This is a genomic window from Phenylobacterium sp. (assembly GCF_965229015.1).
GTDB lineage: Bacteria > Pseudomonadota > Alphaproteobacteria > Caulobacterales > Caulobacteraceae > Phenylobacterium.
Map to the genome: position 1 here is coordinate 2,230,109 of NZ_CBDDIM010000001.1, position 13,449 is coordinate 2,243,557.

General features: G+C 69.8%; 13 protein-coding genes. 6 read left to right on the plus strand and 7 right to left on the minus strand.

Translation table 11 applies throughout. The features are described from left to right. Positions 1 to 2: 2 nt before the first annotated feature. Entirely contained in the window at positions 3 to 2,072 is a 2,070-nt protein-coding gene (locus ACO06I_RS11250; RefSeq protein ID WP_421932658.1) for a glycoside hydrolase family 65 protein, read from the minus strand. Positions 2,073 to 2,188: 116 nt separating this feature from the next. On the opposite strand from ACO06I_RS11250, the gene ACO06I_RS11255 reads away from it, so the two are divergent. Further along, on the plus strand, positions 2,189 to 3,790 hold the full coding sequence (locus tag ACO06I_RS11255; RefSeq protein WP_421932659.1) for an alpha-amylase family glycosyl hydrolase: 1,602 nt from the start codon (positions 2,189 to 2,191) through the stop codon (positions 3,788 to 3,790). Here ACO06I_RS11255 and ACO06I_RS11260 read toward each other — a convergent pair. Together ACO06I_RS11260 and serB are read right to left on the minus strand one after the other, a co-directional pair. Next, entirely contained in the window at positions 3,787 to 4,443 is a 657-nt protein-coding gene (locus tag ACO06I_RS11260) for an HAD family hydrolase (protein WP_421932660.1), read from the minus strand. The two genes, ACO06I_RS11255 and ACO06I_RS11260, sit on opposite strands and share 4 nt — an antisense overlap. Before the next feature lie 49 nt (positions 4,444 to 4,492). Continuing rightward, complete coding sequence (serB, locus tag ACO06I_RS11265; protein ID WP_421932661.1) at positions 4,493 to 5,386, minus strand: phosphoserine phosphatase SerB; 894 nt, start codon at positions 5,384 to 5,386, stop codon at positions 4,493 to 4,495. Here serB and miaA point away from each other — a divergent pair. Together miaA and ACO06I_RS11275 are read left to right on the plus strand one after the other, a co-directional pair. Beyond that, the gene (gene miaA / locus ACO06I_RS11270) at positions 5,385 to 6,314 is read left to right on the plus strand and encodes a tRNA (adenosine(37)-N6)-dimethylallyltransferase MiaA (protein ID WP_421932662.1); all 930 of its coding nucleotides are present in this window, start codon (positions 5,385 to 5,387) and stop codon (positions 6,312 to 6,314) included. The two genes, serB and miaA, sit on opposite strands and share 2 nt — an antisense overlap. A gap of 170 nt (positions 6,315 to 6,484) precedes the next feature. Next, positions 6,485 to 8,275 carry an acetolactate synthase 3 large subunit gene (locus ACO06I_RS11275; protein WP_421932663.1) on the plus strand — a complete coding sequence of 597 codons (1,791 nt, stop codon included), beginning with the start codon at positions 6,485 to 6,487 and terminating at the stop codon, positions 8,273 to 8,275. A gap of 41 nt (positions 8,276 to 8,316) precedes the next feature. Here the strand turns inward: ACO06I_RS11275 and ACO06I_RS11280 are convergent, their stop codons facing one another. The 4 genes from ACO06I_RS11280 to ACO06I_RS11295 all read right to left on the minus strand — a co-directional run bounded on the left by ACO06I_RS11280 (position 8,317) and on the right by ACO06I_RS11295 (position 10,477). Further along, entirely contained in the window at positions 8,317 to 8,739 is a 423-nt protein-coding gene (locus ACO06I_RS11280) for a MaoC/PaaZ C-terminal domain-containing protein (RefSeq protein WP_421932664.1), read from the minus strand. A gap of 11 nt (positions 8,740 to 8,750) precedes the next feature. Then, positions 8,751 to 9,248, minus strand: a complete 498-nt coding sequence (locus ACO06I_RS11285) for an FAS1-like dehydratase domain-containing protein (RefSeq protein ID WP_421932665.1) — start codon at positions 9,246 to 9,248, stop codon at positions 8,751 to 8,753. A 65-nt stretch (positions 9,249 to 9,313) separates the two neighbouring features. Further along, the gene (locus ACO06I_RS11290; RefSeq protein ID WP_421932666.1) at positions 9,314 to 9,919 is read right to left on the minus strand and encodes an NUDIX hydrolase; all 606 of its coding nucleotides are present in this window, start codon (positions 9,917 to 9,919) and stop codon (positions 9,314 to 9,316) included. A 36-nt stretch (positions 9,920 to 9,955) separates the two neighbouring features. After that, positions 9,956 to 10,477, minus strand: a complete 522-nt coding sequence (locus ACO06I_RS11295) for a DUF1993 domain-containing protein (RefSeq protein ID WP_421932667.1) — start codon at positions 10,475 to 10,477, stop codon at positions 9,956 to 9,958. A gap of 259 nt (positions 10,478 to 10,736) precedes the next feature. On the opposite strand from ACO06I_RS11295, the gene ACO06I_RS11300 reads away from it, so the two are divergent. The 3 genes from ACO06I_RS11300 to ilvN are packed head-to-tail and all read left to right on the plus strand — an operon-like array spanning position 10,737 to position 13,301. Next, on the plus strand, positions 10,737 to 11,525 hold the full coding sequence (locus tag ACO06I_RS11300; RefSeq protein ID WP_421932668.1) for a hypothetical protein: 789 nt from the start codon (positions 10,737 to 10,739) through the stop codon (positions 11,523 to 11,525). Continuing rightward, positions 11,522 to 12,718 (plus strand): glycosyltransferase family 4 protein, encoded by a 1,197-nt coding sequence (locus ACO06I_RS11305; RefSeq protein ID WP_421932669.1) that lies wholly within the window; start codon positions 11,522 to 11,524, stop codon positions 12,716 to 12,718. Before ACO06I_RS11300 ends, ACO06I_RS11305 begins: the two co-directional genes overlap by 4 nt. A gap of 34 nt (positions 12,719 to 12,752) precedes the next feature. Then, complete coding sequence (ilvN, locus tag ACO06I_RS11310) at positions 12,753 to 13,301, plus strand: acetolactate synthase small subunit (RefSeq protein WP_421932670.1); 549 nt, start codon at positions 12,753 to 12,755, stop codon at positions 13,299 to 13,301. Positions 13,302 to 13,449 lie beyond the last annotated feature (148 nt).

The window sequence follows — 13,449 nt, forward strand, 5'->3', positions numbered from 1 at the left end:
GCCTAGCCCGACGCGGTCAACTCCGCGCGCTCCGCCCCCTGACGGGCTGTCAGCCGGTAGGGTCGCCCCCGGATCCAGAGGCGATCAACCTCGATGGCGCTCCAGCCCTCCGGCAGGACCACCGGACGCTCGGCCCAGGTCTCCGGCTCGCCGGGACCGACCCTCAGGCCGGGGAAGCCGAACAGCAGGCCCGTCAGGAAGCCGCCGATATTGGCGAAGAATGGTCCGGCCTGCGGCTGCTCGGGGAAGACGTCGGGGCGGTATTCCAGGATCTGCAGAAACCGGCCGACGCAGAACCTGCCATAGCCGTCCTCCAGCAGCTTCAGGGACAGGGCCCTATCGCCGGCCATGGCCGCCCAGGCTCCGTACAGGGCCGAGAGCATGGGACTGCCGACATAGTCCTGAGCGAGCTCCAGATAGAGTTTCAGGGTCGCCTGTTCGGTGGCCTTGTCGGCCGGATAGCCGAACGGGAAGAGGCCCATCAGAGGGTCCGGGGTCGCGCCCTTCTCCTCGTTGCTGCGATAGGCGTCGTGGGAGACGATGGCCCTGCCGCGGGTGGGGATGGCCAGCCCCTTGGCGATCTTCGCCCATATCGGATCGGCGGCGCGGCCGAGACGCTCGGCCAGGGCCGTGGCGGCGGTCAGCACCACGACCGCGCCCATGTTGGTGAAGGCCGCGTTGTTGACCGGCTGCTCGCGCTCGGCGATGCCCATGGAGGCGGCGATGTCGTACCCACTTCGGGTCCGGGTCACCCGGGTGGTGAGCCACTCGGCGACGCCCGACAGCACCGGCCACACCCGGGTGCGCAGGAACTCCGCGTCCCCGGTGGCGTCGGCGTGGAAGGAAAAGGCGCGGGCGACGTCCAGGGAGACGTGGTCTTCGTGCCACGCCGCTGTCCCCGGCAGGGGCGCGTTCTCCTCACCGCTGACCGGCCCACTCTCCCAGGGGAACTGCAGGCCGCGCCGTCCGAAGACCCGGGCGTTGCGGCGGGCCCCCTCAAGGCGCCTGAAGCGGTAGCCCAGGAGGGCCTCGGCCGCCTCCGGCTGCAGGACCGAGAGGGGCGGGACCGCGAAGGCCTCGATGTCCCACATCACGTGGCCGAAATAGTAGTGATAGTCGTGCCAGGTCGCCAAACCGAAGATCGAGGTCGAGGCCGGCGACGACGAATGCACCGAGGTGTTCAGGTAGAAGAAGGCCGCGTCCGCGAGCGCCTGCCAGCGCGCGCTCGCCCCCACCAGGCGAATGCGGCCCTTCCAGAGTTCGTCCCAGATGGCGCGGTTGCGGGCGCGCAGGGCCTCGAAGCCGTCCTTGCGCGCCTTGGCGGCCAGACGGACCGCCTGCTGGTCGGGGACCTGATGCAAGGTCGTGGGGATCAGGCTGGCGATCTGGCGCAGCCGGACCTTGCGGCCGGCCCGCGCGCGGAAGCCATATTCGGTGACGAGCCGGTGGTCGCGCAGGGGCGGGAAGGAGGGAGTCTGGTCGCCGGCCCCGAGCAGCTCGGTGACGAAGGCCACGCCGCAGGTGGAATAGCCGCCGGCGGATTCCCAGAGCAGGGAACCGTCGACGGCGGGCTCGGGCTCGCCTGGGGTGTCGCGCCGGTGGCGCAGGGCGCGGCCGTCCGACCCGCCGGCGTCGACGACGGCGCGAAGTCCCATCGCGCAGGCGCCGTCGACGAGGAGGCTGATCTCCTGGCAGACCAGGGTCGGCTCGTCGCGGCTGCAGAAGGTCAGCACCTCCACCCGAGCGACGCGTCCTGAGGCCGTGAAGGTGAAGCGGCTGGTGAGCTCGCCGGAGGCGAAGTCGTAGGCCTGTTCCAGATCGGCGACCTGATGCGGGGCGTCGGACAGCCAGACGCCGTCGAGGGCGAGGTCGGCGGCGAGGGGATAGGGGGCGACGGCGGCCGCCTCGATCTGGCGCTCATAGTGCTCGCCGGTGTAGCCGCTGACCAAGGCCATGCCGGCGGCCAACGGCATGTCGCGGACTCGCAGTCCGATGACGCCGTTGGCGACATAGGCCGGAAGCTCCCGGCGGCCAGAACCGGCGACAGGGGGTGGGCTGAGGGGTTTGCTCATGATGCGCCTCCGCGCCATGCAATCCCGATCGTAAACCTTGGTTCCTATGTCGGGCGTCGGGCGGAACAGAAGGGCAGGCCTGCTGTTCTAGGGCTCTGCCGTCACCGGAGCCCCACATGACCCATCGCCCTTCGCGTCCGGACGGCTTCGTGTGGTGGCGACATGGGGTGATCTACCAGGTCTACCCGCGCTCCTTCCAGGACTCGAACGGCGACGGCGTCGGTGACCTGGCGGGCGTCCTCTCGCGGCTCGACTACCTTGCGGAGCTGGGGGTGGACGCCCTGTGGCTGTCGCCGATCTTCCGTTCGCCGATGGCGGACTTCGGCTACGACGTCTCCGACCATGTCGCCATCGACGCCCTGTTCGGCGACATGAAGACATTCCGCGCCCTGGTGGACGCAGCCCATGCGAAGGGCCTGAAGATCATCCTCGACTACATCCCCAACCACACGTCTGATCGGCACCCGTGGTTCCAGGAGAGCCGGTCTTCGCGCACCAATCCCCGGCGCGACTGGTATATCTGGCGCGACCCCGCGCCGCTTGGCGGGCCGCCCAACAACTGGCGGTCGGAGTTCGGAGGCCCGGCCTGGACCTGGGACGAGGCCACCGGCCAGTACTACTACCACGCCTTCCTGGCCTCTCAGCCGGACCTCAATTGGCGCAATCCGCATGTCGTCGAGGCCATGCTGAACGTGCTGCGTTTCTGGTTCGACCGTGGGGTGGACGGCTTCCGCGTCGACGCCATACATCACCTGATCGAGGCTCAGGACCTGGCGGACAATCCGGCCAACCCCGAGTGGTCGGAGGATATGGCGCCGACCGAAAAGTTGCGCCGCGACCACACGGTCGATCAGCCCGAGGTGCATGAGGCGATCGCGGCCATGCGAAGGGTCTCTGAGGGCTATGGCGACGACCGGGTGCTGATCGGCGAGGCCTATCTGCCGATCGACCGCCTGATGGCCTACTACGGCGGGGCGGCCGACGGCTTCCACCTGCCCTTCAACTTCCACCTGATGACCGTGGACTGGACGCCGCGAGCCGTCGCGGACCTGGTGGCGGCCTATGAGGCCAAGTTGCCGGCCCATGGCTGGCCCAACTGGGTGCTGGGCAATCACGACCGCTCCCGCCTGGCCAGCCGACTGGGACCGGCCCAGGCGCGGGTTGCGGCCATGCTGCTGCTGACCCTGCGGGGAACACCGACCCTCTATCAGGGGGATGAGCTGGGGATGACCGACGTGCCCATAGCGCCCGAGCGGGTGCGCGACCCCTTCGAGATCAACCTGCCGGGCCGGGGGCTGGGCCGTGACCCGGTGCGAACCCCGATGCCCTGGGACGCCAGCCCCAACGCCGGGTTCAGCACCGCTGAGCCCTGGCTGCCCCTGGGCGAGGATTGGCGAACACGGAACGTGGCTCGCCAATCGGCGGATCCCGCGTCGATCCTCAATCTCTACGCCGCCCTGCTGCGCCTTCGACGCGCGGAGCCGGCCCTGGCTTCCGCGGGCTATCGCCTCGTCGCGGCCACCGACACCCTGCTGGCCTTCGAGCGCCATCAGGATGGACGGCGATTGCTGGTGGCTCTCGACCTGGCAGGCACGGGCGGGGCGCTGCCGGTTGCGGGCGGTGAGACGCTGTTGTCGACCGACGGCGCCGCCTCAGGTCCTGTTTCCGGAATGCTGCGGCTGGCGCCCCATCAGGGCCTGGTCGTCGCCCTGGATTAGACGAGCAGCCCCCTCACCTCGTGCAGGTCCGAAGCGATGCGGACGCAGAGGGCGTGCATCTCCTCGGTGGGGTCCAGCAGGTCGGGGACCATGATGGTCATCATGCCGGCCGAGGACGCGGCGCGGACGCCATTGTGGCTGTCCTCCAGGGCCAGGCAGAGATGGGGGGCGATCTCCAGACGCTCGGCGGCCTTGAGGAAGGGATCGGGATTGGGTTTGCCGTTCACATAGTCGCCGCGGGCGACGATGGCGTGGAAGCGGGGGATGATCCCGGCGTGACCCAGGTGCGCCTCCACCGCCCGGTGGCTGGAGGAGGTGGCGATGGCGCGCGGCAGGCCGAGAGCGTCCAGGGTGTCCAGCAGCTCCAGCACCCCGGCCTTCAGGGCGATGCCCTCCTCGCAGGCGCGGTCGACATGCTCCATGACCCGGCTGTTGAACTGAATGATGGGGAAGTCCTCGCCGAAGTGGTTGAGCACCTGGCGGTCGCTCATGGGACCCGGCAGGCCGATCATGCTCTTGAACAGGGAGAGCGGCATGTCGTGGCCGTGCTCGGCGGCCGTGGCGATCATGGCGTCGCGATAGACGACCTCGGTGTCGCAGAGCAGGCCGTCCATGTCGAAGACGACGGCCTTGGGGATGCGGGGCAGGCTCATGGCCCGGCCATAGCGCAGGTCGGCGGCCGGCGCGAAATCAAGCCTCGCGTCAGTCTGTAACGAAGTCCTGCACCGCATAGCCCTGGAAGTGCAGCAGGGCGGTGAGGTCGGAGTGGTCGACCTTGGCGTCGGCCTCGGCGGCGACGATGGGCTTGGCGCGATAAGCGACGCCCAGGCCCGCCTCGTTGATCATGGCCAGGTCATTGGCGCCGTCGCCGACGGCGAGCGCCTCAGCCGGGGTGACGCCCAGGGCGGAGGTCTCCTCGCGCAGGGCGGCCAGCTTGGCCTCGCGGCCGAGGATGGGGCGACCCACCTCGCCGGTCAGCAGGCCGTTGGCCTCGATCAGGGTGTTGGCGCGATTGGCGTGGAAGCCCGCGGCCTCCGCCACCCGGCTGGTGAAGAAGGAGAAGCCGCCGGAGACCAGGAAGGCCCGCGCGCCGTGGGCGGCCATGGTGCGCACCAGGGTCCGCGCCCCCAGGTTCAGCTCGACCCGCTCGTCATAGCAGCGCTGCAGGACGTCGACGGACAGGCCCTTCAACATGGCCACCCGCTCGCGCAGGGCGGACTCGAAGTCGAGCTCGCCGCGCATGGCGCGCTCGGTAATCTCCGAGACCTTGTCCTTCACCCCGGCGAAGTCGGCCAGCTCGTCGATGCACTCGCAGCCGATGATGGTGGAATCCATGTCGGCGATCAGCAGCCGCTTGCGGCGGCCGTTCCAGTGCTGGACGCAGGCGTCGACGGGTAGACCCTCCAACGCGTTGGCGACGGCGATGCGCACCGGGGCGAGGGCCAGCGCCTCGACCGACAGGTCATAGGCGCCGGGCCCCAGGAGCCGGGGCTCCTTGACGCGGGCGCGTGCGCCTGCGAGCGCTGCGTTGACGAGGTCGACACCGGCCTGGGCCGCTTCGGGCGTGGGACTGACGAGGGTAAGGGCGAGCTGCATGGAGCCCCGCATCTGGCTGATCGCCGGGCCCACGGCAAGCGGCAAGTCGGCGCTGGCCCTGCGTTTGGCGCAGAAGACCGGGGCCGAGATCGTCGGCGCCGACGCCCTGCAGATCTATCGCGACCTGCGGGTGGTGACCGCCCGCCCCTCCCGCGAGGAGGAGGCCTGGGTCCCGCATCACCTGGTGGGGACGGTGGACGCCGCCGACGGCTGGTCGGTGGGGACCTGGTCGCGGGCGGCCACGCAGGAGATCAACGAGATCACGGGCCGCGGCCGACCGGTCGTCGTCGTGGGCGGGACAGGCCTCTATTTCCGCGCCCTGACCCACGGCCTGGCGGAGATCCCGCCGATACCGCCGGAGGTCCGCGACCAGGCCGCCGCCGACTACGACGCCATGGGCGAGGCCGGCTTCCGCGCGCGGCTGGCCCAGGCCGATCCGGCCGCCGCGGCCCGGATAAGCCCCGGCGACCGCCAGCGCCTGGTCCGCGCCTGGGAGGTCTTCGCCGCCAGCGGGGTCTCGCTCTCCGACTGGCAGGGACGCACGACCCCGGCCCTCCCCGCCGACAGCTACGCGGCCGTCGCCCTGGAGCCCGACCGGCGCTGGCTCTACGACCGTTGCGACCTGCGGCTGGAGACCATGCTGGCGGCCGGCGCCCTGGAGGAGGTGGCGCAGCTGATGGCGCGCGATCTGGACCCCGCCCTGCCGATCCTGAAGGCCGTGGGGGTGCGCGAACTGGCCGCCCAGCTGCGCGGCGAACTGACTCCGGCCCGTGCCCTGGCGGCCGCCCAGCAGGAGACCCGCCGCTACGCCAAGCGCCAATCCACCTGGCTGCGGGGCCAGATGGCGGACTGGCCGCGGATCACCGCCACCGACGCCGACGCGCAGTGGAGGCAGTTTCTTGCGCTCAACCCCGGCTTGACGGCCTGACGGGGGCATGGCATCAGCAAGGACCTTCGTTTCGGAGAATGCTCGTGCGCGAGATTCTTGTACTTGTACGGCGACCTGTCGCGGGCTGACGATCACGTCAGCCTGACAAGGTCGCTTGCCCGGGCCCCCTTGAGGGCCTTTTTTATTGCCCCACACTAGGCGCTACCCAAATGACCGCCCACCAGACCATCGAAGCCGACATCGAAACCCTGACCGGCGCCGAGATCGTCGTCCGCGCCCTGATCGACCAGGGCGTCGAGGTGCTCTTCGGCTATCCGGGCGGCGCGGTGCTGCCGATTTACGACGCCCTGTTCGACGAGCCGCGTTTGCAGCACGTCCTGGTCCGCCACGAGCAGGGGGCGACCCACGCCGCCGAAGGCTATGCGCGGTCCACCGGCAAGTGCGGCGTGGTCCTGGTGACCTCCGGTCCCGGCGCCACCAACGCGGTCACCGGCATCGTCGACGCCCTGATGGACTCCATCCCCATGGTGGTCATCACCGGCCAGGTCGCCACCCACCTGATCGGCACCGACGCCTTCCAGGAGTGCGACACGGTCGGCATCACCCGCTCGATCACCAAGCAGAACTATCTGGTGAAGTCGGTCGAGGAGCTGCCGCGCATCCTGCACGAGGCCTTCCACATCGCCACCTCGGGCCGTCCGGGTCCGGTGGTCATCGACATCCCCAAGGACGTGCAGTTCTCCAAGGGCGCCTATCAGGGCCCCAAGGCGGTCAAGCACAACCACGAGTACAATCCGCGCACCAAGGGCGACGCCGGCAAGATCGCCGAGGCCGCGGCCCTGATCGCCGGCGCGCGCAAGCCGATCCTCTATACCGGCGGCGGCGTCATCAACGCCGGCCCCAAGGCCGCCCAGCTGCTGCGCGACTTCGCCAAGCTGACCGGGGCGCCGGTGACCTCCACCCTGATGGGCCTGGGCGCCTTCCCGGCCTCGGACCCGCAGTGGCTGGGGATGCTGGGCATGCACGGGGCCTATGAGGCCAACCACGCCATGCACGACTGCGACGTGATGATCTGCGTCGGCGCCCGGTTCGACGACCGGGTCACCGGCCGGCTGGACGCCTTCTCGCCAGGCTCGAAGAAGATCCACATCGACATCGACGCCTCCTCGATCTCCAAGAACGTCAAGGCCGACATCGGCATCGTCGGCGACGCCGGCTCGGTGCTGGAGGACCTGATCGCGGTCTGGACCGCGCGCAAGATGTCCACCGACAAGGCCGCCCTGAAGGCTTGGTGGACCCAGATCGACGCCTGGCGCGCCCGCCAGGGCTTCCGCTACGCGCCGGACGCCACCCTGATCAAGCCGCAGTACGCCGTGGAGCGGCTGTACGAGCTGACCAAGGACCGCGACACCTACATCACCACCGAGGTCGGCCAGCACCAGATGTGGGCGGCCCAGTACTACCGCTTCGAGCAGCCCAACCGCTGGATGACCTCGGGCGGCCTGGGCACCATGGGCTACGGCCTGCCCGCCGCGGTCGGCGTGCAGATGGCCCACCCGGACTCCCTGGTCATCGACATCGCCGGCGACGCCAGCGTGCAGATGACCATGCAGGAGATCGCCACGGCCATTCAGTACGAGCTGCCGATCAAGATCTTCATCCTCAACAACGAGTGGATGGGGATGGTGCGCCAGTGGCAGCAGCTGCTGCACGGGGAGCGCTACAGCCACTCCTATTCGGCCAGCCTGCCCGACTTCGTGAAGATGGCCGAGGCCTTCGGCGGCGTCGGCATCCGGGCCGAGACGCCGGCCGAGCTGGACGACAAGATTCTGGAGATGATCTCGGTGAACAAGCCGGTGCTGTTCGACTGCCGGGTCACCAAGGAAGAGAACTGCTTCCCCATGATCCCGTCGGGCAAGGCCCACAACGAGATGATCCTGGCCGACGACGGCAGCGACCTGGGCACGGTCATCGACGACGAAGGCAAGGGCCTGGTCTAGAGCCGAGAGGCGCGGCGGCCGAACCGCCGCGCCCCTTGGTCCTAGTCGTCGATGCGGGCCTCGGCGTAGCCGCTGAGCACTTCGACGCCGGACTGGTTGACCGTCTTGACGTCGAACTCGGCGATCTTGGCGCCGTCCTTCTCGGTGATCGCCTTCAGGGTCGCGGTGGCGTCCAGGGTGTCGCCCGGCCAGACCTGGCTGGTGAAGCGCACGCCGTACTTGGTCAGGCGGGCGTCGCCGACATAGTCGGTGAGCATCTTGCCGGTCATGCCCATGGTCAGCATGCCGTGGGCGAAGACCGACGGATAGCCGGCCACCTGGGTGGTGAAGATCTCGTCGGTGTGCAGCGGGTTGTAGTCGCCGGACGCGCCGGCGTACTGGACGATCTGGGTCCGCTTCAGGTCTTCCACCAGACGGGCGGTGTGGGCGTCGCCCACCTTCAGTGATTTCGCGCTGAGCGCCATGACAGCCTCCCCTACTTCTGCTCGACGGGACGTTCGGTGCGGACACCGACGCCGCGCGCGGTGATCACCAGTTCGCCCTTCTGGTCGCGGTACTCGGTGACGCTCTCGGAGAAGACCAGCTTGCCGGAGCGCTTGCCTTCCTTCTCCCAGGTCTTGCCGGGCGTCGTCGTGGCGGTGAGCACGTCGCCGGCGCGCAGGGGACGGTGATACTCGAAGTGCTGTTCGGCGTGCAGGCCGCCGCCGCCCCCTCCCCCGCCGCCGCCGCCGCCGGGTGCGCGGCCGGTGGCGTTCTTGCCGGAGCCGAACCAGGGCTGGCCGATCTTGGGGCGCAGGCCGTAGTCGGGATCGAACTGGGCGCTGGCCTGGGCGAAGGTCGGGGGCGCGATAATGCCGCCGGCCTCGGTGGTCTTGGCGTAGTCGGCGTCGGAATAGACGCGGTTATCGTCGCCGACCGATCGGGCGAACATAAGGATGTGCCCCGCTTCCACGGGAAATGTCTTGGCGGCCATTGGCTCCCTCTCCTGTGCGGTCTCTCGCCGCTCTGAAAATCCGATAGCGCCCACTCTAAGGCCAGCTAGCGCGCCGTCCACTCCGGTTGGCCGATCCGGCTCACGCGGATGAGCCGGCCGTGCAGGCCGACCTCGCGGAATTGATAGAGCCAGGCGGCGGTGGGCGGGTTGATCCAGTTGTCGTCGGCGAACATCCGCAGGATCGGCTCGCCGCCGTCGGGATGGGCCTCGCTCATCGGCGCGTCGGGATGGTTCAGGCGCTCGACAGGCTCGAACCAGGCGCGGTCCACCTCGGTGGGATCGGGATTGAGGCTCAACGTCTCCTCGCTCCAGAACACCACCGGCGTCACCACGTGACCCCCCAGGGTCTCGAAGTCGTCCAGCATCCCCAGCGCCTCCGACGGGGTGATGGCGACCCCCAGCTCCTCCGAGGTTTCGCGGATGGCGGCGGTGACCGCGTCCTCGCCGGGCTCCAGGTTGCCGCCCGGCAGGGCGTAGTTGCCCGCGCCGCGGCGCATGGTCAGGGCGCGGCGGGTCAGCAGGTAGGTGAGCTCACCGTCCCGGGACGACAGCACGATGGCCACGGCGGCCCGCCGGCGCGCGCCCGTCTCCAGGGCGATGCGCGGGAAGGCCGCGAGGTTGGCGGCGATGCGGGCCCGGTCTGCATGCATGCCTCCAGCATGCCGACCTGGGCCCCCAGGGCAAGCCTACGTCTTGACGCGCATCGCCCCCAGATAGTCGCGCTTGCCGAGCGGCACGCCCCGGGTGCGCAGGATGTCGTAGGCGGTGGTGGCGTGGAAATGCAGGTTGGGCAGGGAGAAGGACAGCAGGAAGCCCTCGGCGGTGAAGGGGATGCGGCGCTCGCCCATGACGAAGGCCATGTCGCGCCCCTCGAAGCCGTTGACCTCGGCCGCATCCAGGGCCTTGAGCCCGGCCTGGGCGTCGGCCACCAGCTTCTGCAGGTCGGCGTAGGTCAGGGGCGGAGACGCCCCGCCCGGCGAGAAGGTCCCGGCCCGCACGCCCTCGATGGCGTCGATGGAATGGTGGGCCACCGAGGAGATCTGGAACCAGAAGGGCAGCATGTCGGGGAACAGCCGCACGTCGACGACCTCGTTGGGGTCGATGTTGTTGTCCGTGAAGTGGGACAGGCCCCGGTCCAGGAAGCCCGACACGCCCCCCAGGACCTGGAGGAATGAGGTGACGCTGACGTCGTAGAGTGAAATCGCCATGGCCCGAGGCCTCCCGTGTTTGTTGTCGCGCTTGTTCTCCGCCATCGGCGCCGGGGAAGGCCAGAGATTTCGACGGAGACGGCCGGCGGAGAGGGCGCGCCCTGGGGAAACGCGACCCCTGGTAGCGGGGCCCCATGGCCAGGACGGCTCGGGGTGGGAGAACGCCGAAATGCGTGGTAATCGAATTACTTAACCTCTAGGCAGGCGCCTCCCCGCTGGTTGGTCCGGCGCCTCCCCCGCCGTCGACGAGTTCTGTGTCTTGAGCAACCCTTCTGGTCACGCCGAGACGCGTCCGACGGCCCTGGCCGTCGCCCATCCCGGCCATGAGCTGCGGCTGCTGAAATGGATCGAGCAGACGCGGCCGTCTGTCTTCATTCTCACCTCCGGATCCCGCAGCGGGACCTCGCGCAGCCGGGTCGAGGCCAGCCGGGGCCTGGCGCGGGAACTGGGCGCCACGCCGGCCGAGGTCTTCGGCCAGCACCTGGACCGGGAGGTCTATGAGTGGATCCTGGCCGGTGAGGCTGCGCCCTTCCGCGATCTGGCGCGGCAGTTGGCCGACAGCTTCGTGGCGCGCGGGATCGGCCGCGTGGTGACCGACTCCTGGCAGTTCTATAACGCCGCCCACGACCTCTGGCACGTCACCGTCCGGCTCGCCGCCGAGGACGCCGCCGCGCGGCTGGGTCACGCTGTCGAGGTGCTCGACTATCCCGTGGTCCCCACCGTCATGGGGATCTGTCGGCCGGGTCCCGAGCGCCTGCGCCTGACGCTCACCGACGAGGAGGTGGCGCGCAAGCTGCGGCTGGCCCAGGCCTTTCCCGAGATCGCCGACGACCTGGACGAGGTGATCGCGGTGGGCGGCCCCGAGGTCCTGGCGCGGGAAACCCTGCATGCCCCCCTCCCCCTGCGGGACCTTCGCCCCGCCCCGGGGGAGAAACCCCTCTACGAGCAGTATGGCGAGGCGCGGGTGGCCGGAGGGCTCTACGCCTCGGTGCTGCGGTGGAGCCATGTCGAGCCCATCGCCCTGGCGCTGGCCGCGGTGACCGCATGACCGGCCCCGGGTTGAAGATCCTGATCACCAATGTCTGGCTCGACGGACGCGGCGGCACCGAGAGCGTTGTCCGCGACCTGGCGCTCGGGTTCCAGCGCCGCGGACATCGGCCGATCGTCTACTCGCCGCACCTGGGGGACGCGGCCCGGGAGATTCACGAGCGGGGGGTGTCGGTGATCTCCGACCTTGGTCAGCTCGCCGAGACGCCGGACGTGATCCACGGGCACCACTATGTCCAGACCGCCGAGGCGATCCTGCATTTTCCGGAGGTCCCGGTGGTGACCCTGTCGCACGCCTGGCCTTTCTGGCAGGAGCGCCCGGTCAAGTTCCCGCAGGTTCACCGCTACCTGGCCGTGGACGAGGCGGTCCGCGACCGGCTGGTCCAGATCGAGCAGATCCCCCCCGAGCGGGTGGAGATCCTCCACAACGCCGTGGACCTGCGGCGCATCCCCGCGCGGCCGGCCGCCCTGGGCAAGAAGCGCCCCCGGACCGCCCTGGCCTTCACCAAGAACAAGGCCCAGCTGCCGATCCTGCAGGCGGCCTGCCGGAAGATGGGCGTGACGCTGGACGTGCTTGGCCATGGCGCCGACCGGCTGGTGGCGACGCCGGAGGCCGAGCTCGTGGGCTACGATCTGGTGTTCGCCACCGCCCGCATGGCGCTGGAGGCCCTCTGCGCCGGGGCCGCCGTGATCGTCTGCGACGCCCGTGGCCTGGCGGGGCTGGTGACCTCCGACAATGTCGAGCGCCTGCGCGACTTGAACTTCGGCCTGCGCAGCCTGGTCGATCCGGTGACGGTCGAGGCCATCGCCGCCGAGATCGCCCTCTACGACGCCGCCGAGGCCGGGCGGGTGAGCGAGCGGGTGCGCGGCTTCGCCGATCTGGAGCCGATGCTGGACCGGCTGGAGGCGCTCTATGGCGAGGCCATCGCCGCCGCGGCCGCTCAGCCCCCCACCGAGGCAGAGCGCCGCCAGGCCATGCTGGCCTTCCTCAGCGAGACCCTGCCGCGGGGCCGCACCAGCCCGCACTGGCCCTGGATGGCCGAGCGTCAGGCCCTGCTGGCCCAGATCCGGCGCCTGGACCAGCAACTGGCCCACGCGCGCGCCGGCATCGAGCGGGGCGGCGATCCCGAGGCGCTCACCCCGGAGGGGCTCGCCCCCGAGCCCGGCGAGGTTGCCCCGTCCGCGCGCATGTGAGAGGTCGTTGCCGAAGCTTTCCGCGAGACCCCGCATGTCCGACACCCAGCCCGCCTCCGTCTATGACCTGACGCCCTCGGAAGAGGCCGAGAGCCTGGCGACCTTCGCCATCCTGGTGGACAACGAGCCCGGCGTTCTGCATCGCCTGGTCGGGCTGTTCGCGGCGCGGGGCTACAATATCGAGAGCCTGACGGTGGCCGAGACCGACCGCCGGGCCCACACCAGCCGCGTCACCATCGTCACCCGCGGCACGCCCCACGTCCTGGCCCAGATCGAGGCCCAGCTCGAGAAGATGGTGGCCACCCGCCACGTGCAGGACATCTCCCGCGACCCGAACGGCCTGGAGCGCGAGCTGGCCCTGGTGAAGGTGAAGGGCTCCGGCGGCGACCGGGTCGAGGCCCTGCGAATCGCCGACATCTTCCGCGCCAAGGTGCTGGACACCACCATCGACAGCTTCATCTTCGAGCTGACCGGCGCTTCGTCGAAGATCGACAAGTTCGTCGACCTGATGCGGCCGCTGGGCCTGGTGGAGCTGTCGCGCACCGGGGTGCTGTCCATCACCCGCGGGGCGGAACGCTTCTAGGGCTGACACAGGTTCGTGAAAAACAGACCGTTTGGTCGGTTTGTTTGTTGACGACGCCCGCTCGGGGTGGTCATTTCCCTGCACGAAACGCGGCCGACCGGCCAAGCCCCTCGGGGTCTGGAGAAGGTCTGGCCCAGACGGGGATTTG

Bases quoted from the DNA above. Each gene is read 5' to 3' on its own strand.
- ACO06I_RS11250 (WP_421932658.1), bottom strand. From the start codon at position 2,072: ATGAGCAAACCCCTCAGCCCACCCCCTGTCGCCGGTTCTGGCCGCCGG.
- ACO06I_RS11255 (WP_421932659.1), top strand. From the start codon at position 2,189: ATGACCCATCGCCCTTCGCGTCCGGACGGCTTCGTGTGGTGGCGACAT.
- ACO06I_RS11260 (WP_421932660.1), bottom strand. From the start codon at position 4,443: ATGAGCCTGCCCCGCATCCCCAAGGCCGTCGTCTTCGACATGGACGGC.
- miaA (WP_421932662.1), top strand. From the start codon at position 5,385: ATGGAGCCCCGCATCTGGCTGATCGCCGGGCCCACGGCAAGCGGCAAG.
- serB (WP_421932661.1), bottom strand. From the start codon at position 5,386: ATGCAGCTCGCCCTTACCCTCGTCAGTCCCACGCCCGAAGCGGCCCAG.
- ACO06I_RS11275 (WP_421932663.1), top strand. From the start codon at position 6,485: ATGACCGCCCACCAGACCATCGAAGCCGACATCGAAACCCTGACCGGC.
- ACO06I_RS11280 (WP_421932664.1), bottom strand. From the start codon at position 8,739: ATGGCGCTCAGCGCGAAATCACTGAAGGTGGGCGACGCCCACACCGCC.
- ACO06I_RS11285 (WP_421932665.1), bottom strand. From the start codon at position 9,248: ATGGCCGCCAAGACATTTCCCGTGGAAGCGGGGCACATCCTTATGTTC.
- ACO06I_RS11290 (WP_421932666.1), bottom strand. From the start codon at position 9,919: ATGCATGCAGACCGGGCCCGCATCGCCGCCAACCTCGCGGCCTTCCCG.
- ACO06I_RS11295 (WP_421932667.1), bottom strand. From the start codon at position 10,477: ATGGCGATTTCACTCTACGACGTCAGCGTCACCTCATTCCTCCAGGTC.
- ACO06I_RS11305 (WP_421932669.1), top strand. From the start codon at position 11,522: ATGACCGGCCCCGGGTTGAAGATCCTGATCACCAATGTCTGGCTCGAC.
- ilvN (WP_421932670.1), top strand. From the start codon at position 12,753: ATGTCCGACACCCAGCCCGCCTCCGTCTATGACCTGACGCCCTCGGAA.